This window comes from Candidatus Saccharibacteria bacterium oral taxon 488 (assembly GCA_010202465.1).
Classification (GTDB): Bacteria; Patescibacteriota; Saccharimonadia; order Saccharimonadales; family Saccharimonadaceae; genus Nanosynbacter.
On sequence record CP047919.1, the window covers coordinates 497,805 to 521,290 of the forward strand.

General features: G+C 51.0%; 25 protein-coding genes and 1 tRNA gene. 4 read left to right on the forward strand and 22 right to left on the reverse strand.

Annotated elements, in window-relative coordinates; genetic code table 11:
• Nucleotides 1-5: 5 nt before the first annotated feature.
• Nucleotides 6-500 carry a hypothetical protein gene (locus GWK76_02705; protein QHU92216.1) on the reverse strand — a complete coding sequence of 165 codons (495 nt, stop codon included), beginning with the start codon at nucleotides 498-500 and terminating at the stop codon, nucleotides 6-8.
• Between the two features lie 41 nt (nucleotides 501-541).
• Nucleotides 542-1,117, reverse strand: a complete 576-nt coding sequence (locus GWK76_02710) for a phosphatase PAP2 family protein (GenBank protein QHU92217.1) — start codon at nucleotides 1,115-1,117, stop codon at nucleotides 542-544.
• 4 nt (nucleotides 1,118-1,121) lie between these two features.
• Here GWK76_02710 and GWK76_02715 point away from each other — a divergent pair.
• A tRNA-Gln gene (locus tag GWK76_02715) sits at nucleotides 1,122-1,196 on the forward strand.
• 21 nt (nucleotides 1,197-1,217) lie between these two features.
• Here GWK76_02715 and GWK76_02720 read toward each other — a convergent pair.
• Entirely contained in the window at nucleotides 1,218-1,718 is a 501-nt protein-coding gene (locus GWK76_02720; GenBank protein ID QHU92218.1) for a hypothetical protein, read from the reverse strand.
• Between the two features lie 247 nt (nucleotides 1,719-1,965).
• On the opposite strand from GWK76_02720, the gene GWK76_02725 reads away from it, so the two are divergent.
• The gene (locus GWK76_02725; GenBank protein QHU92219.1) at nucleotides 1,966-3,090 is read left to right on the forward strand and encodes a hypothetical protein; all 1,125 of its coding nucleotides are present in this window, start codon (nucleotides 1,966-1,968) and stop codon (nucleotides 3,088-3,090) included.
• Here GWK76_02725 and trmD read toward each other — a convergent pair.
• The 6 genes from trmD to GWK76_02755 form a co-directional block, all read right to left on the reverse strand.
• A complete protein-coding gene (gene trmD, locus GWK76_02730; GenBank protein ID QHU92562.1) occupies nucleotides 3,087-3,758 on the reverse strand; it encodes a tRNA (guanosine(37)-N1)-methyltransferase TrmD in 672 nt (223 codons plus the stop codon). The two genes, GWK76_02725 and trmD, sit on opposite strands and share 4 nt — an antisense overlap.
• A gap of 136 nt (nucleotides 3,759-3,894) precedes the next feature.
• Nucleotides 3,895-4,287 (reverse strand): KH domain-containing protein, encoded by a 393-nt coding sequence (locus tag GWK76_02735; GenBank protein ID QHU92220.1) that lies wholly within the window; start codon nucleotides 4,285-4,287, stop codon nucleotides 3,895-3,897.
• 61 nt (nucleotides 4,288-4,348) lie between these two features.
• A complete protein-coding gene (mltG, locus tag GWK76_02740) occupies nucleotides 4,349-5,437 on the reverse strand; it encodes an endolytic transglycosylase MltG (GenBank protein QHU92221.1) in 1,089 nt (362 codons plus the stop codon).
• On the reverse strand, nucleotides 5,434-5,838 hold the full coding sequence (gene ruvX, locus GWK76_02745) for a Holliday junction resolvase RuvX (protein ID QHU92222.1): 405 nt from the start codon (nucleotides 5,836-5,838) through the stop codon (nucleotides 5,434-5,436). Before ruvX ends, mltG begins: the two co-directional genes overlap by 4 nt.
• Nucleotides 5,828-7,441 (reverse strand): hypothetical protein, encoded by a 1,614-nt coding sequence (locus GWK76_02750; GenBank protein ID QHU92223.1) that lies wholly within the window; start codon nucleotides 7,439-7,441, stop codon nucleotides 5,828-5,830. The genes ruvX and GWK76_02750 overlap by 11 nt, the downstream gene beginning before the upstream one ends.
• Nucleotides 7,442-8,704, reverse strand: coding sequence for a hypothetical protein (locus GWK76_02755; protein QHU92224.1), 1,263 nt, complete (start codon nucleotides 8,702-8,704; stop codon nucleotides 7,442-7,444). It lies immediately after the preceding gene.
• A 78-nt stretch (nucleotides 8,705-8,782) separates the two neighbouring features.
• Here GWK76_02755 and GWK76_02760 point away from each other — a divergent pair, with 78 nt between their 5' ends.
• Nucleotides 8,783-9,625: a hypothetical protein gene (locus tag GWK76_02760; protein QHU92225.1), complete on the forward strand. Its 843-nt coding sequence runs from the start codon at nucleotides 8,783-8,785 to the stop codon at nucleotides 9,623-9,625.
• Between the two features lie 42 nt (nucleotides 9,626-9,667).
• On the opposite strand, the gene GWK76_02765 is transcribed toward GWK76_02760, so the two are convergent.
• From GWK76_02765 to rpsP, 3 genes are all read right to left on the reverse strand, one after another.
• On the reverse strand, nucleotides 9,668-11,572 hold the full coding sequence (locus GWK76_02765; GenBank protein ID QHU92226.1) for an alanine--tRNA ligase: 1,905 nt from the start codon (nucleotides 11,570-11,572) through the stop codon (nucleotides 9,668-9,670).
• Nucleotides 11,573-11,614: 42 nt separating this feature from the next.
• The gene (locus GWK76_02770) at nucleotides 11,615-13,144 is read right to left on the reverse strand and encodes a BspA family leucine-rich repeat surface protein (protein ID QHU92227.1); all 1,530 of its coding nucleotides are present in this window, start codon (nucleotides 13,142-13,144) and stop codon (nucleotides 11,615-11,617) included.
• 128 nt (nucleotides 13,145-13,272) lie between these two features.
• Nucleotides 13,273-13,635 (reverse strand): 30S ribosomal protein S16, encoded by a 363-nt coding sequence (gene rpsP, locus GWK76_02775; GenBank protein ID QHU92228.1) that lies wholly within the window; start codon nucleotides 13,633-13,635, stop codon nucleotides 13,273-13,275.
• 137 nt (nucleotides 13,636-13,772) lie between these two features.
• Between rpsP and GWK76_02780 the strand changes: the two genes are divergently transcribed.
• Nucleotides 13,773-14,486, forward strand: a complete 714-nt coding sequence (locus GWK76_02780; protein ID QHU92229.1) for a hypothetical protein — start codon at nucleotides 13,773-13,775, stop codon at nucleotides 14,484-14,486.
• Nucleotides 14,487-14,644: 158 nt separating this feature from the next.
• Here GWK76_02780 and GWK76_02785 read toward each other — a convergent pair whose 3' ends face one another.
• The 10 genes from GWK76_02785 to GWK76_02830 are packed head-to-tail and all read right to left on the reverse strand — an operon-like array spanning nucleotide 14,645 to nucleotide 23,460.
• Nucleotides 14,645-15,808: a tRNA 2-thiouridine(34) synthase MnmA gene (locus GWK76_02785; protein ID QHU92563.1), complete on the reverse strand. Its 1,164-nt coding sequence runs from the start codon at nucleotides 15,806-15,808 to the stop codon at nucleotides 14,645-14,647.
• Nucleotides 15,808-16,404 carry a YdcF family protein gene (locus tag GWK76_02790; protein ID QHU92564.1) on the reverse strand — a complete coding sequence of 199 codons (597 nt, stop codon included), beginning with the start codon at nucleotides 16,402-16,404 and terminating at the stop codon, nucleotides 15,808-15,810. The genes GWK76_02785 and GWK76_02790 overlap by 1 nt, the downstream gene beginning before the upstream one ends.
• The gene (locus GWK76_02795) at nucleotides 16,401-17,543 is read right to left on the reverse strand and encodes an aminotransferase class V-fold PLP-dependent enzyme (protein QHU92230.1); all 1,143 of its coding nucleotides are present in this window, start codon (nucleotides 17,541-17,543) and stop codon (nucleotides 16,401-16,403) included. Before GWK76_02795 ends, GWK76_02790 begins: the two co-directional genes overlap by 4 nt.
• Before the next feature lie 45 nt (nucleotides 17,544-17,588).
• Nucleotides 17,589-18,092: a hypothetical protein gene (locus tag GWK76_02800; protein QHU92231.1), complete on the reverse strand. Its 504-nt coding sequence runs from the start codon at nucleotides 18,090-18,092 to the stop codon at nucleotides 17,589-17,591.
• 14 nt (nucleotides 18,093-18,106) lie between these two features.
• Nucleotides 18,107-18,469 carry a hypothetical protein gene (locus GWK76_02805; protein QHU92232.1) on the reverse strand — a complete coding sequence of 121 codons (363 nt, stop codon included), beginning with the start codon at nucleotides 18,467-18,469 and terminating at the stop codon, nucleotides 18,107-18,109.
• Between the two features lie 13 nt (nucleotides 18,470-18,482).
• Nucleotides 18,483-19,277, reverse strand: a complete 795-nt coding sequence (locus tag GWK76_02810; GenBank protein QHU92233.1) for a preprotein translocase — start codon at nucleotides 19,275-19,277, stop codon at nucleotides 18,483-18,485.
• Between the two features lie 26 nt (nucleotides 19,278-19,303).
• On the reverse strand, nucleotides 19,304-20,815 hold the full coding sequence (locus tag GWK76_02815) for a methionine--tRNA ligase (GenBank protein QHU92234.1): 1,512 nt from the start codon (nucleotides 20,813-20,815) through the stop codon (nucleotides 19,304-19,306).
• Nucleotides 20,816-20,872: 57 nt separating this feature from the next.
• Entirely contained in the window at nucleotides 20,873-21,613 is a 741-nt protein-coding gene (locus GWK76_02820) for a hypothetical protein (protein QHU92235.1), read from the reverse strand.
• Nucleotides 21,610-22,398, reverse strand: coding sequence for a ribosomal RNA small subunit methyltransferase A (rsmA, locus tag GWK76_02825; GenBank protein ID QHU92236.1), 789 nt, complete (start codon nucleotides 22,396-22,398; stop codon nucleotides 21,610-21,612). The genes GWK76_02820 and rsmA overlap by 4 nt, the downstream gene beginning before the upstream one ends.
• Nucleotides 22,399-23,460: a DUF348 domain-containing protein gene (locus GWK76_02830; GenBank protein QHU92237.1), complete on the reverse strand. Its 1,062-nt coding sequence runs from the start codon at nucleotides 23,458-23,460 to the stop codon at nucleotides 22,399-22,401.
• Between the last annotated feature and the right edge of the window lie 26 nt (nucleotides 23,461-23,486).

The following is a 23,486-nucleotide window of genomic DNA, read 5'->3' on the forward strand; positions in this document are numbered from 1 at the left end:
AGGGATTACAGAGACAAGACAACTCGCGCCAGCAGGACGAATATAGCCAAAAAGATAATCGCCGCCACGTTGCCGCGGATCCGGTTCAGCCACATTGCGGTTGCGTATACGAAGCCAAACGCCACGGTTGTCACTATCAACGATAACCACCACGCCTCGGCAGTCGAGACGCCAACACCCCACAGTGCACCAACCGCCGCGAGCACCACGAGCAGCGGCCGCCGAACTCGATTGAGGGCGATAATTGGTACGAGCATAACGCTGACCAATACCAGCGCAACGTAGGCACCGATTTGCGCACTGTTTGTACACATTGACGGGTCGGCCGTCGGACCGCAAATAATCTGCTTTAGGATAAAGCGATCAAGCGCCAGGGCAATCAGCCATGTCACGACACCGCCAACCATACCGCTGACGACAACTCGCCAGAACACCGCCGGCGTCACAGGAAACATATAGTCTGATTCTTCCTCGTGAAAAACTTTTTCAAACCACTTCACAATAGATACAACTATAGCAGTAATTTGATAAAACCGCAACCCTATTTTGCAGTGCGTGACGCCCGTCGCAATGGCATGTACCAGAATATACCCACCCAGGCAATAATGAGCCCCCCAGCCACATCAAGCGGCGTATGCACCAGCGCCACCACCCGCCCTATACTGACCAGCAGCGTCATCACTAAACAGGCCACGGCCCACCCTCGACACTTCGCGCCGAACCACACCGCCAACGTGATGGCCATAGTGAATAGAGCATGATCAGACGGGAAGCCCGGATTATCCAAAAACGAGGCGCCGGCGCTCACGCCCGCTAGCTCAAACGGACGGAGACCTGATGGCTGATACAGTAACCCGATAATTTTCGCTGTCACAAATGCCGTCAATCCCGCCATCAACACTCGCATATACACTTGATAGCGCCGGCCTCGCGGTACATGTCGGATGAGCGTATACATCCCGATCAACACCACCGGGATCACCAGCCCGTCGGCAATAATTTTCACCATCCATGAGATATCCATAAGCCCCATTATACCCTGCTGGGCGTCGGCGTCAAACCCTGAGCTCAACCCGCCAGCTTGCGCCGCTTTACCATTCGTAGTATAATCAGACACGCATTGGGGATTCGCCAAGTGGTAAGGCACCGGGTTCTGGTCCCGGCATTCGGGGGTTCGAATCCCTCATCCCCAGCCAAGAAAAAGGATTGACGTTTTGTCAATCTTTTTTCTTACGCTTTGGTTTGGCATGAGCCTGGTGGTCAGCTGACTTTTTTTGAGGTTTTACCGCGGTTGTCGCGCCCTGGCCGAAACCGCTTGCCCATATCGCCAAAATCCACACGCCAGCTAGAAACAGGAGCGACCAGCTACCGCCCGGCAGGTCAAACGTCGCCCCAAATATCATTGACACTCCGTGACAGAACGCCATGCTTTCTAGCAGCGTCAACAGTAGTAGCGCCACGATGCCCATCATGGCACTGACCTTTCTCAATCTAGCCGATATATCCATGGCCAGCAGGAACGGCAACGCCCCAATCTCTGCGACAACGAGAACGATGGCGCACACTGCCGCCATCACGCTCGGCAATCCAGCGAGCATTGATGGAAACTTATCAAACGAAAATAGCTGGCTCAAGACGATGACGAGAATATATCCGGCAACGATTAACCGCACAATTTGCACGACTGATATTGGTCGTTTGGTTGATGTTTTCTTCATAGATATAGTATACCGCTCCGCTCTAAAAAGCTCAAGCTTGTTGTATTATTTACCAAAACGCTTGCTTTTTTTACTAAAAACACGTACAGTAACAACAAGCGAACGATACAAAAACAAACACTACTGACGTTTCTTTCGCTCTACGATATCCACCACAACAAAATACCGTTACGAGTATGTAGCGGTATTTTCCGTTGTTGGATAAATCACAACGCTATATATAGCGTATACGTGCTATAGTAACAATATGAAAGAACATTGTGAGTCGAGAGGGTTTGTTGAGTTTGGTCCAAAAAATACCGCACCCGTACCATTACCTGCTATTAACGAAATTGAGCAGATTCGTAAAACCTATGATCCAGGGGCAATCACTGAACTAGCGACTTCAATCGTTCACGAGGAAGACGGTAATACTTGGTTCGATATGTACAATCCTCTCCTAGCCGCCTGCCTCACACCAGAGGAGGCGGAGCAATACCTCAAGGAACACGCTGCGTTTCATAAAGGATCTCAGTCAATCGATAATCTCACACCGGATGATGATGGTAACTACGTCATCCTAATCTCTGGGCATCGTCGTAAACGCGCTATCGAGCAGTTACTGAGCCAACATGGCATTGCGCCGGAGTGCACCCTAGTAAATGTCAATCTTCGCCGTGGCATTACCTTTGAGGAAGCACTCGTTGCTCAAGTGCGCGAGAATACGCACGAGAAAGTGTCGCCTACTGAAACCGCCAAATATATCGAGCAACTACACGCCTACCTCGAGAATAAAGAAGGGGCACAGCCGACCTACAGGCGACTGTCTATGATGACCGGTATTAGCGAGGGTATCATTAGTACTGCGCTACGATTTCAACGCTTACCGGAAAGCATCCGATTACTTGCCACCACTCATGGCGATATCCTCCCTTACTCGACTCTCGTAAGGCTCGAGCCACTAATGCGCAAACGAGGTGAGCTGTATGATAAGTTACTCTCGCTCGGGCAAACGCTGGATGGAGAAGATCGTAAGACCTATGTCAAAAATCACCTTCATATCGTGGCGAATACCATTGTTGAAGGCCTCCTTGGCGCCAAGAAGCGCAATCACTATATTCAACAGCAGATTAGTGACATAGAACTACGAATTATCAATGCCCAGCCCAGCTTTGACCTTATAGCAGAAACCAGCTCTAGATCTCAGCGAAAGGCATCAGAGATCCGCCTCGGTAAGACAGCCGTATCGGCCTTACGTCATGCCTATGGAGACGATCCAAGAAATATGCCACCCGAACAGCTAGCTGACCTCGAGGAGTTCGTCGCAAAAGCCAATGCATTAGCAGCCCCTGCTGTCAATGACTACGAACAAGAGTCGCTGCTATCCGCCTAATCGACAGCCGCTTTTTGCGACTGCTGTTCGCGCCACTCGGCGATCTTGCCGTGATGCCCGCTCAGCAAGACTTCCGGCACCCACAGGCCATTAAATACCTCCGGCCGAGTGTACTGCGGATACTCTAGTGTTTCGCCGTCTGAGAAACTCTCAATCTCCGCTGATGTTTCACCGCCCAGTACACCTGGCAGCAGCCGCACGATCGAGTCAATGATGGTCATTGCCGGCAGCTCGCCACCAGTCAACACAAAATCACCGATGCTCCACTGCTCATCAACCAATTCCATAATGCGCTCATCAACGCCCTCATAGCGCCCACAGATTATAATGAGTCCCCGGCTATCATCCGCCGCCACACGCGCCATCGCCTGTCGCCAGCGTCGACCGCGCGGGCTCATCAAGACAACCTTTGCGCTCTCATCTCGCGACCTCGCAAACTCCACCGCCCGCCACAACGGCTCAATCATTAGTAGCATCCCATCGCCACCGCCATATGGCGTATCATCGACTTGCTGCCGCGACCCCAGGCCAAATTCACGCAAGTTCACCGTCTCGAGCGAAACGATGCCGTCTTTTTGCGCCTTCCACATCATTGAATTTCCAAAGACTTCAGAAAACATCTCGGGGAACAGGGTAATAACTTGAAATTTTCGCATATTCTTAATTATACCGCGCCCACATAGAAACCACCAAAAAACCGCCCTCTAGCCAGGCGGTTTTTTAGCACAAATAAGGCTCTCAATGGTTACCCATTGCTCGCATAGAGCTGTTCTCGCATATTGTCTGTGCTTGAACTAGTTATGATTATATATCAAGGTCGTCCAGTTCTGCAAGCTCTTTTCGAGCATTTTCTGCATAAGAAGAGCTATTTTCCACAGTCTCATCTGTTGAGTTGTCCACAGTGTTATCATCTGAAGCGGCAGTCGTAGCTTGCTTGGCGCTTGTAAAGCCATCATTATTGACGATTTTCAGGTTGTAGCGCGCATCATTTTTCGTCCCCAATGCCCTGAGCAGCGTCCGCAGACTTTGCGCTGTACCGCCACGCTTACCGATGACCCGACCGAGATCCTCTGGGTTGACCGTCAGCGTGAGTAACACCCCTTTTTCGTCAATCAAACGCTCGACGACGACATCTTCTGGATGCCCAACCAGCGCCTTTACTACGTATTCTACAAATTGCTGATCTATCGTTGACATACTGCCCCTCCTTGGAATTAACTGTACTCCTAGTATAGCATAGGCGATTTGCCGAGGGCAACTATGGCAACTGGCACTTTTTGGCGCAGTGGGCGGTAATGTTCGCTTTGTGCTCAGCCTCGGTCTTCGCAAAATAAGTTATGTTGTCGTCGCCGCTCAAGAAATAAAGGTAATCCTCCTGGGCTGGATCGGCCGCAGCATTCAGTGCCGCGAGACCAGGCGAAGCGATTGGCCCAGGCGGCAGCCCCTTGTGAATGCGCGTATTGTACGGTGAATTAAGCGTGTGCGAGCGAGCGACGCCAGCCTTATCGGCGGCATAATGATAGGTCACGTCTGACCCGAGTGGCATATCCTTTTTCAGACGGTTATAAAACACGCTGGCAATCCGCCGCATATCCTCACAGGTCGCTTTACCCGGGCAGCCAATTGACTCGCGCTGAACAATCGAAGCCAGCGTCAAGCCCTGATACAGCGACAGCCCTCGCGCCGCAAATTTTTTCTCGAGATTATTCTCAGCCACCACCCGGTCTAGCTCGCTGATGGCCCGCTGCAAGGCCTGCTGGGCGGTGGCGTCTGACGGCAAGAAGTACGTATCGCCATAGATATAGCCCTCGAGATCGGCGGTCGCTGGCTTGCTTTTCATGACCGCACCGGTATACGTAGCGGCGAAGGCGGCTGTAATTTGCTCATCGCTGTAGCCAGCGCGCTTGAGGGCGCTGGCTACATCGGTCTTTTGAGTAGCGGGAGTCGAGGTCTTGTCGCGTAGTGTTGCCCCTGGATAAAATAGTACCGAACGCCGATCCGGTTTGCCACCGAGTAAATGCTTAAGCACCGACGCCACATCTTGATCTTGTGTAAAGCTGTACACGCCCTTGTTGAAGGTGCCGGTAACGTTATTTAACTTGAGGTAAATCGTCATGGCAAAGGCGCTGCGAATAATTTTTTTATCTTCAAGTTTTTTGGCGATAACCTGTGCCGTGTCGCCACTGGCGATTTCGACACTAATTTTTTGCCGCGCCCCGGCGTTGACCGGACGAAGCATTTGTTTGTACCAAATGACGCTGCCAAGTATCACCACACCCGCCACCGCGACAACTGCCGATACGATAATGAGCCACAACCGCCGTTTTTTGATCTTCATTTTCTTCATCCGTGCACCTCCAAATAATCTTGCAAAATAATACTCGCTGCCTCGGCATCGATGTCGCCTTTATCTTTGATCTTGCCAGCTAGGCGCTGTTCGGCCTGAACACTGGTTAGCGACTCATCCTGATAAGCGATCTCGGCATCAATGTCCAGCTGACCCAGCCGCCTAACAAAATCGACCACGAACTCTGTTTGTTGTGTTGGCTCGCCGGACTGATTACGCGGATAGCCGACCACTACCAGCGAGATATCGTGCCGCAACATGATCTCTGCCAGCTCCTTCATGACCCGCTCGTCATTAGCCACCCAGCCAAACGGTACCGCGATCCGCACCTGTGAATCGGCCATAGCTAAACCAATCCGCTTCTCGCCCACATCTAGCGCTAGAAAGTTTTTAGCTTTCATTGAGCTTAAATTCGATGCTTATTCGTTTGGTATCATTTGGTACGGTGCGCACCCAGAACGGAGAGAATTTCACATCAACATTTTCGATACCTTTGATGGCTTCGAGCGCCGACTGAATGTCGCCATAACTTTTACCGCGTGACTGCTCTTTGACCTTTTCTTCATCAATGGTTGGACCGACGACGGCATTGGCGGTGATATGAGCGATGAAGTTACCGCCCCGGCCACTGAACTGCGCAAACTGCGCGCTATCAACACCATCTTTATAGATCTTTTGCGACTGCTTGCCCTCTAGCTCCTTGTTGGCGGTCGCCTTGAGGTAGGTGCTTAGCTCTGATTTTTCGATACCAACCATTGAGGCAGTCACCACCGTTTTGAGTGTCACCGCGCCGGTCGCTTCACTGTCAACAGCAACACTTGGAGTTGGCGTGCTACGCTGCTCCTGGTAGCTTCCCTTAATAATGGTGGTTGATCCGCCAAATGACTGCTCGACCTTAGCGCGAAGAGAGTCGGCCTTTTTTTCGTTCAATAAATCACTGGCGCGCTTAACGTCATCGCTACTGACCACCGTCACCTCACGACTGCTGCCCCCTGAGGTTTCGCCAACGAGGGCAGCATTGACCCCTGATGGCATTCCCGATACCGAGCCGCTTTCACCGTTATATTCCGCCCCGATATTTGCAGCTGTCACCATGACCGTTGAGCCTGAGGCATTGGAGCGACTAAACGTCACCGCGCTATCGGTCGTAAAGGTCATCCCACCGCTCGTACGAATCGAGGTGCCAGCCGGAACGGTCTTGTCCAGCAGGCTGATCGAGTCGGTCGCGATACGCAACTTACCCTTAGCCCGCTCACCGACTTTCTTCTTGCCAGTCGCCGAAAACTCAACGGATAGTTCTACTTTTTGCTCCTGCTGGCGCGCTTTAATCACGTCAGCGGTCGGGTCAGTCACCCCGTCAGTCCTGAGTGTTACTTTCTTATTTACCGTCACCGTTGTTGTCTTAGCTGTGATAATCACTCGCGCATGCGGCGCAAACCAAATCGCCCATACCAAAAATCCAATAAGTAGCAGCGCACCGCCGCCGATCAGCAGAAACTTTTTACGAAATAGATTAAAGTTCGGGACTTTTGGCGCTGTCTTGCTCTTGTTGGCGTTATCCGCCGGTTTTGAGGTCTCGTCGTCTTGCTTTTTGGATGAATCAGCGATGGCTGAATCAATCGCTTTATCCGTTTCATCAACAGGTTGCGCGCTCTTTTCTAGCTCGCCAACCGGTAGCTCGCGCCCGTCGATGACGTCATTTTCGTCGTCCACCTTCAGTACCGGTACCTCGGCCATTTCTGGCTTGCTCTGGAGCGTCTTGGCCACTGGAATTTTGGCCGCCGCCGCTAAGCCAGACAGAATCGTATCACCAGTAATCAGTACGACTCGCTTATTAACCGACGCGGCCGTCCGAGCGATCAGCCGCATATTGACCGCGCTACGCAGCACGCCAACCCGCTTGGGTGGCACCAGTGCGATAATTCGCTCCTTTGACGCCTTTATCTTGCCAACAATGGCAGTGATATCATCTTCGACGTCAATGTAAATAACATCTTTATTCATCTATATTTTAAGTAATCGGTTAACTTTATCCATCAAGCCATGAGCGTCTTGATTACTTACCATTGTATCATACCCAACCCGCAGCAGGCCCATCACCGTGATAAATGTGTGATCCGTGATATCACCGGTCGTATCAGTGATACCGATGACATCAGAGGGCTTGATATGCTGAATGGTTGGCTTTTTCGTAAACGGCAGTTCCTTGTACCACGGCTGATTGGCGAGTGCATCAACCAGCTGCTGCAAGCTCGCGCCACCGCCACACAGCAAAATTCGGTTCGGCAAATGATCAACGCTGTCAAAATCACCGAGTGCCAGCTCAACGCCCGACAGCCATACCTCAAGTGTTTTATCAATTGCCTCGTCAAGTTTGCGCTTGAGGGTTGGTTTGATGTAACCATTATCAGTATTTACCTTCAACTTTTCCGCCTCTTTATAACCCAGATCAAGGTCCGTCGCAATCATCCGCGTAAAGCTCCGCCCACCGATGCCGAACATCTTGGTGCCCTCAACGCCGCCGTCATTGACGACCGCAATGTCAGTCGTGCCACCACCGCAGTCGATCAAGATCGCCGTAAAATTAGAATTCGCATCTGTACCGAGCACACTTCGGCTGACTGCAAACGGTTCGGCCGCCACGGCGATTAGCTCCAGCGCTAACTCGTCGGCCACCTTTTCCAGCGCCCCGATATGTACCATTGGTGCAAATGCCGTATAAATCTGTACCGCGACGTCCCGCCCCTGAAAACCGATCGGGTTTGACACCTTGTAGCCATCAATATGAATGCTGACCAGTGCTGAATTAACCAGCTTCACCTCGACGTCCTCGTTGCCAGTTTCCAGTGCAATCTGCGCCTGCGCCTTGCCCTGTGCTCGTTCCTGTACCTTCTCAATGATGAATTCCATCTCGGCAACATCCAGTGGTTTATCGGGCTGCGGCCGGCGATAGCGAATTGTGTTGGTCACGCCCTTGACCAGCTCACCGGCAATACCGATGATCACCCGCTTGGCCTGAACACCGGCCTTATCCTCAGCCTCGGTCAGTGCCGCCTCGCAATTGGTCACCACACCAGCGATATCAGCGATCGCGCCTTGGTGCATGTCGCCCAGATTCTGCTGCGCCCGACCAACTCCGATGATCTCGATATCATCATCCTTGATCTCGGCGATCAGCGCCTTAATATACTCCGTACCAATGTCGAGACCGACCAGGTACTGGTGTTCATCTTTGTATGTCTTCTTGAAAAGCCTATCTAACACCATAGTCTTTATGATTATATACCATTTGGGTGTGGATTGGCTAGTTTTGACAAAATATTATTTAGTTGTATAATACATATTATGTATTCTGCATTCCGTCATGATGGTGACACTTTATCATACACTGCGTCACGCAAACTGTCCGCCGAGCAGCGTGATACCTTAAAACGTGAAATTATCGGATTACATGCTGATACTGTTAACAATACCTGTACACCCAGTGCTGTACACATCACAGGCACATATCGCGAAAAGGATACGATACTGCACCTAGCTGCTCTGAGAGAACTTATCGCCAGCGGCCTAGCCTTTGCCGCTGACCTTGAGCTACGGGAAGGTCAATTCGGAAGACGGCTCGTTCGGCCAAAGCATACACCAACCTGGACAGGCCTCCTTAGTAATGAAGATATCGTGGCCGCCCTTGGCGGAGTCGACTCCATCCGCACAAGCGAATACTATACAAACCCCACACGTAAGGTTAGTGACAACACCATGTGGCAGTTGCTTGATGAAATCCCCATGATAGAGAAAGATCGTCTTACTCGTTTTTGTAGTGAATTTTTTGAACCAGCTGTTGGGCTTGGAATGACCGATGTGGTCGCGATTGATGCTATATATAAAAGGACGCGGTCAAAATCCACCTCAAAACCACGCACCAAAGAGCGATATGTACTGCGCAATAGTAAAATTCTAGGGGAAGTCGGACAGCAAGCAATCAAAGATACCCTCACCGTTGTCGTAAACCCGTATACCGGTGTAGTTGATGCCCAGACAATAATTAGTCCATCAACGACGCACGGACACCTTCTCCAGACTAATCCAGACACAATAACTGATCGCGCAGTTCAAGCCTGCAAACGGCTCAGCGAGACAATTCGTACAGACAACGACCCGTTTGCTATATTGGAGCAGCTTGATAGATAACGCCTTTAGCCCACGATATCCTACCTCTATACAAAACTACAATCAAGAAGCGTCTGCAGCGCCCTCACTAAGAACAGCCTTAATCCGCCGAATCCCAGCAGCACTCGCCTCTTCTTTAGTGATGGTGAAGCGCTTACCGCCCTCAGCCAAGACGCCAGTGTGTTCGACGTGTGGGCCGCCGCAAACTTCGAAACTAACGACATTATCGCCCTCGCCGATAGAATAAACTTTCACTTCATCACCGTAGCGCTCGCCAAAGGCGCCGATTGCGCCCATATTCAGCGCCTCGTCAGTCGGATAGACGGCAAAGCTGACTGGTAAATCAGCGTCGATCCAAGCATTGACTTGATCTTCTACTGCCTGTTTTTCCTCTGGCGTCAATTTATCGTGATTGAAATCAAAGCGTAGGCGCTCAGCAGTGATATTGCTGCCGTGCTGTTGCAAATCCGGTGCATCGAGGACTTTGCGTAGCGCTGCTCCCAACAAGTGCGTCGCCGTATGATATTTCAAATGAATCGGATCGTGACCCTCCAGGCCGCCGCTAAATTGCCCCTTGCGTGCTGTCTTGGAGCGTTGGCGCTGCTCAGCCATTCGCGCATCAAATTCAGCGCGCCAATTATCAGAAAGCTTGATGCCTTGTTTATAGGCCTCCTCGGTACTCAGCTCCACCGGAAAGCCAAACGTATCATATAGCGTAAATAGCTCTTCGCCAGTTAAGCCATCGTCGATATAATGCTGCATCTGCTTTAAGCCTTTGCGCAGCGTTTGGCGGAAGGCTTTTTCTTCCTTGACCAGCACAGCGATGATACTCTCGCGGTTTTCCTTAACCTCTGGGAAATCTGCTTCATACAAATCAGCAATCACCGGCACGATTTCCTCGAGGAAATTCTGCTCAATTCCCAGATCGAAACTATAGCGAATCGCCCGGCGCAGTAAGCGGCGCATCACATAACCCTGCTCCTTATTGCTCGGCACGCAGCCATCGACCGCCATAAAGGTAGCAGCCCTCAGATGATCAGCGATCACCCGCATACTTTCGGTATGTGAAGCGTACTGTTTGCCGCTCAAATCCTGCAATTTCTCGATGATTGGCCATAGCAAGCTAATCTTGAAAACGTCCGGGTCGTTATTAGCCGCTGCCGCAATTCGCTCCAGGCCTGAGCCATGATCAATGTTTGGCTTTTCTAGTGGCTCAAACACACCGTCCGCCACCTTTTTGTAAGCCATAAAGACATTGTTGCCAATCTCCATAAAACGACCACAATCGCAGTTCGGATGACAATACTCGCCAAACTTCGGATCATGCTCGATAAAGTCAAACTCATAAAACATCTCGCTATCCGGCCCACACGGATCACCAATCGGCGTAGTTTCCGGCCCACCATTACGACTCCACCAGTTCTTGCTGCTATCATAAAAGAAAATCCGCTCACCCGGATGAATACCGCGCGCTGCGCCCTGCTCCTCGCTACCAATATCGGCTAGTCCAGCCTCGATGCCTTTTTCGACAAACTTCTGCTGCCATAACTCGGCCGCTTCAGTATCCCTGGCGATATTATATTCCGGCGCACCAATGAAACATGTCACGTATAGCCGCTGCGGGTCGAGCCCAATTTCTTCGGTCAAGAACGTCCACATCCAATTGATCTGCTCTTTCTTGAAATAATCGCCCAAGCTCCAGTTGCCAAGCATTTCAAAAAATGTCGTGTGGCGGTTATCACCGATATCATCAATATCCTGCGCCCGTAAACATGTCTGCGAATCAGCGATTCGCTTGCCCTCAGGGTGTGGCTCACCCAGCAGGTACGGGATCATTGGCTGCATGCCCGCACCGGTAAATAGTGTTGTCGGGTCATCGGTTAGAATCAGCGGCGCGCGCCTAATGACTGCATGAGCCTGTTTGCTGTAAAAGTCGAGGTATTTGAGGCGAATTTCTTGAGCGTTCATAGGAGCAATTATAGCACAAGTCGCCTCAGATACTCTGGATCTTTATGAACGTTTTTTCCGCATCAGCAGCACTGCACCGCTGATGATGGCAGCAACACCAGCCCCGATCGCTACCAGCAAACTCGTACCAGTATCAGCTAGTTGACTGCCCGCTCGGCCTTGCGAAGCGCCCGGCTGCCCTGGTTGACTCGGCTGACCCGGCTGGCTAGGAGCACCTGGATTACCCGGCGCCGTTGGCACAGCGTTCCACTTAGCGTATAGCGTGAAGTTAGAATTTGGCATCGTATGGACGTTAAAGTCCCACCGCATCAGATAAGTTGGATCAGCGTACCACCCAGCAAAGGTATAGCCAGCTCGCGTCGGATCAGCCGGCCGCACCGCTTTGGCAGTGTAGGCGACCGTTTGGGATGGTACCGGTGAGCCTGAGCCGGTATCAAACGTCAGCGTGTAGGTCGGGCACTGCTTGGCATCGCCATTGATCGTCCAGCCGTGACCACCATCGGCCACTGCCTTTTGCAGTGCTGCATGCGCCGCCTCCGCCGTACAATATTTCAGGCCAGCCGCACCCAGCGTCACTGGTGACTTGAGTACTGCATTATTCCAGGCAGTCAGTGTTGCATCGTAATTTTGCACCGATAGCGCCGTATTATCAAGCATATTCGCCCCGCCAGCATACGGATTACCCGTAACATCCTGCAGCGAGGTCAGTTGCCAGCCAGCCAGCGACTGGTTGAATGCCCGCGCATTAGCCAACATCCGCACCATAGCATGTGCCTTCGTCATATTCCACAGCCCGATCGGCTGATTGAACGAATTTGCCCACTCGAACATGCTATCAGCGTATTCAAGTTTTGCAGTATTCCAGCTGGCAATCGACGAACTGCCACCGTTATTGAACGCCCCCGCATACGCAAACATATGGCCAGCACTCGTCACATTTCCCACATTCCACGAACCGATGTTTTGGTTAAACTGTCCGGCGCCATGGAACATATTAGCAGTTGTTGTCACATTTGATGTATTCCATTGCCAGTTGGCACCCTCACCCTTGAGCGAGTGAGCCGTGTCGAACATGCTCTGTAAGCTCGTTACGTTCGTGAGATTTGGCACATCAGTCGCCTTGACGTCCATATTCTCAGCGCCCCGAAACGCCGAGTCCATGCTGCGCCACGCGCCCGTTCCCCACTGGTCAACTGACATAATTTTCAAACGATCACCGGCATTATTTACATAAATCTGCGGGAATGTACCGCCGATACGAATCGTGTGACGACCCTCGTCGCTGTATGTACAGGTGTGACTACCTGTCACGCCCACAGCGTCAGGAATGCCGTCATTGTTACAGTCGACCGTATAATTGTATCCCCCACCCGTTACCGGTATGGTAAATTGATCGGTATTTGATACGCCCGGCTTCATGGTGTCAATCGTCACGACAAAATCAGTATTGTTAATTGGATCAGCTTTCGCTGGCTGCGTCATCGCCAGTAGCGTCGCGCCACCAACACCAAGCATCATAACCCCTGTTGTTAGCGTCGGCAGCAAGCGCCCGCGTCGTTGTAAATATTTCATAAACCCCCTATTATGTTCATGTTACTTCGTTGTACTATTACCTCAAATAATACGCGACTAAGCCCTCCATTGTCAAGAAAATCCCGCCCTCATCGCGGGCGGGAAATGTCTCAGTTTATCACGTCGTATTATTCAGCGCCTGACTCATCAGTATCTGACTGAACTGGCTCTTCTTTTGGCTGGTTTTTACGAAGCTTCTCTGGATTGCGGATGGCTTTGCGCCTATCAGCAGCTGGCTCTTTAACCCACTTTGGCAAGGCGACGCCAGCTTCTTTCAATAACTTAACAACACGCGGTGTTGGCTGGGCACCATTGTCCAAATATTTCTGTGCTAATTCAGCCTGAATATTTGCTGCTTTAGTGTGTGGATTGTAGCTGCCGACATACGCGACCACGCGACCGCTTGATGGATGGCGCTGCGCCTCTTGTACTGCCAGGCGGTACACCGGATAGCCCTTGCGACCCAACCGTTGCAAACGAATTGCTAGCATGTGTGATTTCTTCCTTTTCTTACAACTCTTTGATTAATGTATTACTCCTAGAGAGTGTACACTATTTCGCTATGTACGTCAATTCTGTCTTGAGTCTGCTATTGACTTTTTATGTCTATCTGTTATAATATCCAAATATGCCACATGAACATATCCAACCAAGAGAAATCGATGATACAGATTTTATTATTTCGGGTCTGCTTGGCGAAGGCGGCTCAAAAACAGTATTTGACGCAATCATTAATGGAAAAAGAAGGGCGCTGGCGATACCGAATAGTATTGACGATCCCGATACACAGGCAGAGAAATGGAACAGTGTATTACAAGAACCCGAAAACGCGAAACTACTATCTGAATTAGGACTTCTCACTGTTCCTGAATACGAAATAATAACCACTACTATAAACGGTCGGGAATTACCAGCACTAAGCATGACACCATTTTCTAACCTTCCTTTTAAGGTCTTTGGCGGCAAGGATGGAACACAGACATATACACACGGTCCACTTTCTCATATTGAACATTTTTCAGATATTTCTTCCTATATCACTGGTTTTGGCGCCGATATCGCCACGCTCACACAATCGGGAATCGTCCTGTCACGAGACAGCATATCGTTTGCCGCTTTGCCCGATGGATCAATGCGCTTATTCTTCTACGATTTACAGGGTATGACAATTAATGATGACTCGGTTAATAAAGATGAGCTTAGAGAGGATTATTCAAAACTAGTCGTCTATATGTTAGACAACATATTCGACTACCAGCAGTTGATGCGTTTTGAAGCGCAGGGCTACGATTTTCGTAAGCGCATGAATCTATCACAGAAACTTCAAGTAATCGCTAATTAACTTTTTATCATTCTTGACGCAAAGTGTATAATTTACCCAACAAAAGCCGTAGCCAACAGAGCAGAAAAAGAGGAACGCCATCTTGAGGCACCCGGTATTAATTGCCATCATGATCAATCCAGAGACGGAGCGATAGCAACAGTAATCTATTAAATGACTTAGCAAATAATCCCGCCACCCAAACATTCCTCGCCGTCATATATTACGGCTGACTGACCTGGGGCGACGGCGCGCTGCGGTTCAGACAGGGCAATCGTTATTTTCTCGCCATCATTATTATTCACACGTGTAACTTCCGCCTTGATCAATGGCGCTCGGTGTCGCACTCGGATGTGGTAGGTGCCGTCTTTTGGCGGCTGGTTAATCCAGTGAACGTCAGCCAGTGTCAATCCTTTCCGCCACAAATTATCATCATCAATTGAGCGGGACACGTAAACTTCATTCTTGGCCATATCTTTGCCGACGACATAGTACGGCAAGCCGCCACCAACATTCAGGCCATGCCGCTGCCCCAGGGTATAGAAAATTGCGCCATCATGCCGGCCGACAACCGCGCCCGTTGGCTGGTCGATGATATCGCCAGGGCTCGTCTCGACATATTCTGACAAAAACTCACGAATTCCCACTTGCCCAACAAAGCAAATCCCCATCGACTCCTTTTTGCTGGCCGTCCACAAGCCCCGCTCTTTGGCCATCTCACGCACCTCAGCCTTGGTAAAATCACCCAGCGGAAACATGGTTTTTGCTAGCGCCTCGGACGTCACGCGGTACAGAAAATAGGTTTGGTCTTTATTGTCATCGTGAGCCCGGAATAGTCGACCCTCGCTCAAACAAGAATCTGCTCTGCGGGTGGCGCGAGGCGGGGTAGCGCCCGAAAATGTTTTCAGCTCACCCGAAAAATTTTCAGGGGCGGACCGAGCGACAGTACCCGCGGGAGAAAAAGTGCGTGCATAATGCCCCGTCGCAATATACTCCGCACCCGCTGCCAACGACGCTTCCAAAAATAACTTAAACTTCACCTCTTGATTACACATTACATCAGGGTTTGGCGTGCGACCCGCTTGGTATTCGCGGATCATATAGTCAACGACATTTTGCTTGTACTCTTTCTGAAAATCAAACACTTGAAAATCAATTCCCAGCCCCACTGCCACGCGCTTGGCATCAGCCACATCTTCCGCCCATGGACAGTGCATACCCGGCAAATCCTCTGACCAATTTTTCATATAGACGCCAGTGACGTCGTTACCTTGCTCGACCAATAGCGCTGCCGCTACCGACGAATCAACGCCGCCTGACATACCGACGAATACCCGAGCCATCAGCGCGACACTCCTAAGGCAAATAAACCGATCCGCAGCAATTCGCCGACCGCCAGCCACCAGCCCCACGGTGTCAGCCACCACCATGCACTCCAATGCTTATCCTGCGCCGCCGGATGCGCCCGCAGTTCAACGTTCGGCAGTTGTGCTGAAAACTCGGCCAGTGCCCGCCGCATGTGATAGCCGCTGGTGACCAGAATGACACGCTTGATGCCACGCTGCGCTATGATGTTTGCCACTTCTTGGGCATTCTGCTTGGTGGTTTCTGAACGTTCATCCATCACCAAGGCCGCAGCTGACACACCCGCCGCTTCGGCTTGTTTTCTCATGGCGGCGGCGTTAGACGGGCCGGATTTATCGGCTGCAGCACCGGACAAGATAATAGTCGGCGCCCAGCCAGCTTGATATAATTTGACTGCCTCAGCCGTGCGCGCTTCCGTGTCACCGCCGCTGATGACAATGATGGCGCCCGCTTTTTGACATTGCCCCGAGCCCGGGCGTGGACAATCTTTCAAGTCATCCGGCGACAAATAATAGCTCAGGCCGACAATGACTGCGATCGCAATTAATACCAAGCCGATTAACCGATGAATCACTGCATCCTCGCCTTCTCGCGCCGCACCGCCCCAATGATTAACTCTGCCGCCTGACACACATTAGTCTCATCGTTCAGCCGCCCCAACGTCAGCCGCAGACTACCATCAATCGCCGCATCACTTAGCCCAATCGCCGTCAAAACATGCGATTTCGTCCCCGAATTAGCCGCACAGGCACTACCTGTCGCCACCAGCACGCCACGCGCTTCCAATAAAAACACTAATCGCTCGGCGTCAACACCAGGAAACGAAATATTGAGGAAATTAACCAGCGATTTTTTCTGATCAGAGGAAATAATCATGTCAGGAAAAGCCGCTAATAGCTTTTTTACTAACGTATCACGCAGTTCTCGCAGCCGTTTTACTTCACCGCTGCGACGCTTGGCAGCTAACTCCAGCGCCGTCGCAAAGCCGACCACGCCAGCCACATTTTCCGTGCCGCTGCGCAGACCCGCCTCCTGCCCGCCGCCAACAACGTTCGGCTGTAGCTTGACGCCCGGCCGTATCCATAGCAAACCAACCTGTTTCGGCCCGTAAACTTTTGCCGCCGATAGCGTCAACAAATCAACACCCAGCCGTTTAATTTTCACATCCATCAGCGCTGCGGTCTGCGAAGCGTCGGTATGAAATATAAGCGGCGTTGATTCGCCATGTTCTTGGCGCCGAATGCGCTCGAGCCTCACAACTTCCGCGATCTCTTCAACGGGCTGGATATACCCCAGCTCATGATTCGCCAGCGCGATGCTCATAAAACTAACATCTGGCGTTAACAGTTTTTTGACAGCCTGCGGATCGATGCGTCCATTGTTCATCGGCGGGATAAGCCGAACGTCCGAGCGCGCTTTTGCAGAATTGATAACTGAACTATGTTCAATGGCCGAGATCAAACTCACACCACCCGCCGCGGTAAACGCCAGATTGATTGACTCCGTAGCACCAGCCGTCATCACTAATTCATCCGCAGCCACACCCAGCACCCGCGCGATGCGCGATTTTGCCTCACGGTAGTCACGCTTGACGGCGACCGCCGGTGCATATGGACTGGACGGATTAAAGAACTTCTCAGAAAAATACGGCCGCATTGCCTCAACCACCAACGGATCCATCGGCGTAGCAGCAGCGTGATCAAGATATATCATAGAGGATTCCACACATACTATTATACCAAGCGGCCCAGATGGCGACTACACCAACTGTCCAGTTTTCGGATCGCGATTATATAACTGACGCGCTACCCGTTCATGATATTCATTGACTGCCAGCACAAAGTTTTGTAGCTCCTGGCCTTCGAGATAGTTATACTGATAGTTAGGCTGGATTTTCAAGATACCCTTCGGCTGCACCTCATAGCGCGTCGTCAGCTCATGACGCTTGCCGTCCTTGCCCATCACTTCTTCGTGCCAAATCCACGTCGTTTTATCGAGGTTAAAGAACGTCCGCCGGACGACGTGGTCGGGCTTGTCACCGAAAATCGTTGCGCCAATTTCACTCTCCAGTTGAATTAGTTCGCGCTCAGTTAATTTCTTCAGTGGCCGATCTTTACGGGTAAGTCGCAGCAGCGAGCGTGTCGATTTCGGGACCTTTGGCGCTGAGGCAGTGTGGGCCGGCTTCGCTGGCTTAGATGAGCGCGAAAGGCGTGTGTTATCCGCCAAGACGAGACCAAGGGCTTTTTTGAGAATCGTTGGCATGAAGCACCTCCTTTCTAGGCTGCTAAGGTATGATTATTTCTATGATTTTTTGGCATAGCGTCGGATGCATTGAATGTGCTTTCCGCGATTGTATTATAATCCGCTCGATATGTCTCGATGCGCCCACCAATTGCTTCAACAGTTCGCAAACATTCTTCAACTAATTCTTCTAGCTTGCGCCGTTCCGCTAGTGATATCATTACCGACTCGGCTGTACTATCAATCACCTCGGCACTACCACGCACCGCCGCTTCGGACAGACGCGGCGTTACTCGCTGCGATCGCTCTGGGTGTGCTTGCGTCGCCAAATCCAGCGCTTCGGCCCGCGCCTTTTGAATCGACATCATTTCTGTGATTGGTCTTGGCTGCTGATTCATTATCTCTCCACTGTTACAAGCCAAAAAGTGTTACCGTGTTATCGGTCGCTACTTTTTCGAGGTCGTGAAGCACTAGCTTGCGCTCCGCCGCCCAATACTTTGCCACCAACTCCACATATTCTGGCTTATTCAGCTTACCACGAAATGGCTTTGGTGTCAAGAATGGTGCATCAGTTTCTAACAATAATCGTTCCAGTGGGATGGAAGCAAATAATTCTCGCTGCGCTTGGTCTTTAGTGAACGTGCTAATGCCATTTAAACCAACGTACAGTCCGCGAGCAAATCCCTTCTCTAAGTTGGCGCGTGTATCAGTAAAACTGTGTAGCACACCGCGCAGACCATGAAAATTATCAAAAATCGGCCAAAAATCACCCCACACCGACGGCTGGTCAGGTGCACCATCACGCACATGAAAACTAACCGGCAGACTATAATCCACCGCCAGCTGCAGCTGCGCCTCTAGTGCCTGAATTTGCACCTCGCGCGGGCTGTGATGGTAATAATAATCAAGGCCAATCTCACCAATCGCCACAATTGGTGAATCCTCCGCTCTGGCTTTCAGTAGCCGCTCAACGTCGCCCCAACCATCCTTGCTGTCATGCGGATGAACACCAACTGCTGCCCACACGTGGTCGTGGTTCGCAGCAAATTCCACTGCCTGTTGGCTACTGCGCTCATCAGTGCCAACACAAATCATACCGATGCCCGCTGCAATTGACTGCTGGTATAATTCCTCGCGATTATCCACGAAAAACTCGGTATCATGCAAATGACAATGCGAGTCAATCAAGCGTAAGTCTGCCGCCATACTATTCTCCGCCGTCAGACTCATTATTATTTACCCTGGTTTTCTGCTTTTGGTGCACGTGGATCAGGCGTGTGGAGATATTTGCGTGGAAACAGTGGGGTCAGCTGTGATGGCACAACGCCACTGGCAAACATGTCGTGAATTTTCTCAGCGGTTTGCGGCATAAATGGACGAAGCATATCAGAGACCTGCAGTAATGTGCCGCAAGCATGCGCCAAAATCTCGCCCAAATGTGCTTCCGCCTCTGGATCCTTGGCGCGCTTTTTGGCAACTTGCCATGGTTGCACGCGCTCAATATATTGATTCAATGAACGGATAATCTGCCAAATTTCATCAATTGCTAGATTAAAGTTCAAAGATTCCATATCAGCACGGTACGGCCCCATATCGTGTTCAGACTGCGGCGCATCGCCAATAACGCCGGCTTGATAACTCTGCACCATCTTTGCCACCCGCTGCACCAAATTACCCAGGTCATTGCCCAGCTCGCCGTTGTAGGCCGCTTCAAATTTCTCCCAGGTAAAGTCACCGTCATCTTGCGTCGGCACATGACGCAGGAAATAATAGCGAAAGGCCTCAACGCCGTAGTGCGGGATGATGTCAGCTGGACCAATGCCATTACCGAGACTCTTGCTCATTTTAGTGCCGCCAACGTTGATAAATCCGTGTACCAACAGCACCTTTGGCAGTGGCAAGTCCAGCGCCATTAACATCGCCGGCCAAATCCCGGCATGAAAACGAAGGATATCCTTGCCGATCACCTGTACATCTGCCGGCCAAAACGCCTGCCATTCCTCAGCTCGATCAGGATAGCCGATGACCGTGATGTAATTGCTTAGCGCATCCAGCCAGACATACATCACCTGCGTGTCATCGCCTGGTACTGGCACACCCCAGCTCAGGTTCTTACGCGGACGCGAAACCGACACATCTTTCAGGCCATCCTTCATCAATTCCAAAAACTCTTTTTTGCGGAATTCTGGCACAATTTTCATCTTATTTGATTCAATGGCCTGGCGAATATTGTCCGAAAAAGCACTGGTTTTGAAATAATAATTTTCCTCACTCAACCGCTGGTATGGCGCCTGGTGATCGGGACAAACACCATTATTTTCAGCTGCTTCCTTGTCAGTGACGAACGCCTCACAACCCTGGCAGTACCAGCCCTCATACGTGTCTTTGTAAATATAGCCAGCCGCTGCCAGCCGCTGCCAAATATACTGCACCGCGCTAACGTGATGCGGATCAGTCGTGCGGATAAAATCCGTCGCCGAAATATTCAACTCGGCAATCATGTTCTGGAAGTTACCATGCATTTGATCGACATAGGCCTGCGGTGTTTGGTTTTGGCTAGCAGCCTTGGCAGCAATTTTATTGCCATGCTCATCCACACCTGTCTGGAAACGCACCTCGCGGCCATTTTGCCGCTGATAGCGCGTCCACACATCCGCCAACATATAGTCCATGGCGTGCCCAATGTGCGGCAAACCGTTGACATAAGGAATAGCAGTAGTGATGTAGGCGTGTTGTTTAGTCATGCTACTCATTGTATCATTATCTGGAACAATTTTCACCGATATGCGTTCGCCGAGGGCTCACCCGCGCATCATTGCTACTACTGCAATTCGCCCCGCCGTATCACCCGATGAGTGCGAAAAATAATTTGGATTGTCCGCTGTATCAATTGGCGAAATGACAATATTATTAGCCGGAACGCCTGCCTGGACGGCCAACGAACGATTGAATCCTTGCATGTCCAGATAAATTCCGTCAGCCGTTTGACGGCAGAAATTTTGCCAATTCATATCATTTGTATGATTAAAATAATCCATACGGTAATTTTTCTGGGTGATACTTGGCGACATCCAAATTTGCAAATCTTTTGCCTGACTACCACGCTCGGCAAAATACTGGACTGCCCTTGTCATCAACTGTGCGACCGTTGAATGTCGACCCAGATGCGCCAACATCAGCGCCCGACGTTTTGGGTCATAAATGACCGTAGCGATACAGTCCGCCACTGGCAAAAATAAACCGACACCAGTCGCTTCGGTATATAATGCGTCAGCAAAAATCCCCTCGCTGTTATATTTGACCGTATCAGACTCAGCAACTTCGGCGATATTATCAAACGTTTGTCCTTGGTCATATGAAACCACTTGATAAACAACGTCGTCATACTTAACACCGATTTGATCGCAAAACCGCCGCCGATTTTCCAGCACCTCAGCTACGTGGCGACCGCGAATACGGTTGAGCATGGTGCCGTCGTCTTTCGATGAAACCGCAATGAGCAGATTAGAGGGAAAACACGTCGGCTGATCTGCTGTAATCATTGCGTCCGCCACTCACTCAGTAGCCGCCGCCAATCGTCAATTGCCAAATCTTCGGCACGGACATCAGGTGAAATACTAGCCGTTTTCAGCAACTGTTCGGCGGTGTCTTTACTAACACCCAGTCCACCGCTCAGACTGGAACGTAGCTTCTTACGCTTGGCCGAAAAACCGGCTTTGACGATGCGGAAAAAATCTTTTTGGTCTTCAGAATCGACTAGTGGTTCGGTGCGGGTTCTCAATATCACCACCTGTGAATCAACTTTTGGCGGCGGCGTGAAAAATTGCCGCGGCACTTCAATGTCGAGTTCTGCCTCGGCAAAAATCTGGGCACTCACTGCCAAAATACTCATCTCACCAGGCTCCGCCGCGATGCGCTGGGCGACTTCTTTCTGTACCAACAGTACCGCCAAACTTGGTTTATTTTCCGCCGTCATCAACTTCTCGACAATTTTACTAGTGATATAGTAGGGCACATTAGCGACCGCTTTATAACCAGCTGGTAGTTGGTTCAAATCAAATTGCAAAATATCTTCATTGATCACTTCCAGGTTTTTACCAGGAAATTGCCCCGGCAACTTGCGTGCCAAATCCGCGTCAAACTCCACCGCCACCACGCGCCCGGCTCGCGCTAACAATCGACTAGTCAACGTGCCAAGTCCCGGCCCAATTTCCAACACCACATCATCCCCACCAAGTTCCGCCGCCTCGGCGATCTCCGCCAAAATCTCTGGGTCGCGCAGCCAATGCTGGCCTAATTCTTTTTTCGGCCCACGAGCTGACGCCATCTAACGTCCGTCCCCATTCGTCCAGTCAGTCGCCAAATCAAACCCATGCGGATGCCGCGTCGCAAAACCGCCAGTATCATACACTTTGCCAGGGCCCATACTGGTTTCCACCACTGAACAACGCGGATAATTACCGTAATTTGCCGCCACCAAAATATAACCGTCCTTGTCCACCTTGGCACCGTCTGCTCGCACCGTGTAGCCACCACCGCCGCACGCATTAATGACGACGTTCATTGGTAGGTCATAGTAAGTTTCGCGGTGTGCCACGCCGCGTGAATCAGTAAAGATATGCGCACCCTTCGACTTCGTTAGTGGATTTTTTGGCTTGGTGCCGATCACTTCGATTTGCTTTTTGGGCTGTTTGCTGATACGGCTACTTATTTCCTTACGGCTAATCTCAACACCACGCTCGGCCTGGGCCTGGTAAGTCACGGTACGAATACCCTTTTCGCCCAGCTGCTTAATTTCCTTGAAACCAATCGGCTGATTCGCATCCTTGATCTGCTCCAGAGGGAAGTCAATATCAACCTCCTCGGTCACTGTTCGCAGTGGCGCGCGGGTAATGTTCATCAGCATGTTTGTCCCATCCAGCAGCATATTATCGCTCGTCATAAATTCAACCTTATCCTCGACATACAGCGCGATCCCCGCCGCTTTGGCAATTCGCTGCGGCGTCTGCTCCGCTGTGGTAATATGTGAGCGCCGCGAACCATCAATGACCGTCACCGGCCGAGCCCGAAAAATTGTCACCGTAAATGTTGTTCCTGTCAGCTCCATATCAATGTCTGGCTTAACAACGTCACGCCGCTCATCAACCGTTACCCGTGCCAGCTGTAACGCCTGGCGTACGGTGCGTGCTCGGGTCATGATCGTCTGCTCGCGACCGCGGTCATGAATCGTCACCAGCCGCTCCGCTGACGACTGGGCATGGTTATCTTGTGCCTGGACAGGCTGCGATAGCAGTAAGCCAACCGTACCAGCTATGAAAGCCATGAAGCAGCCCAGCAGAACAACCGGCCGCCAGCCTTTCTCTATGTGCCATTTCCACCATTTCATCATTCTGCTCTAGTACCTAATTAACGGAC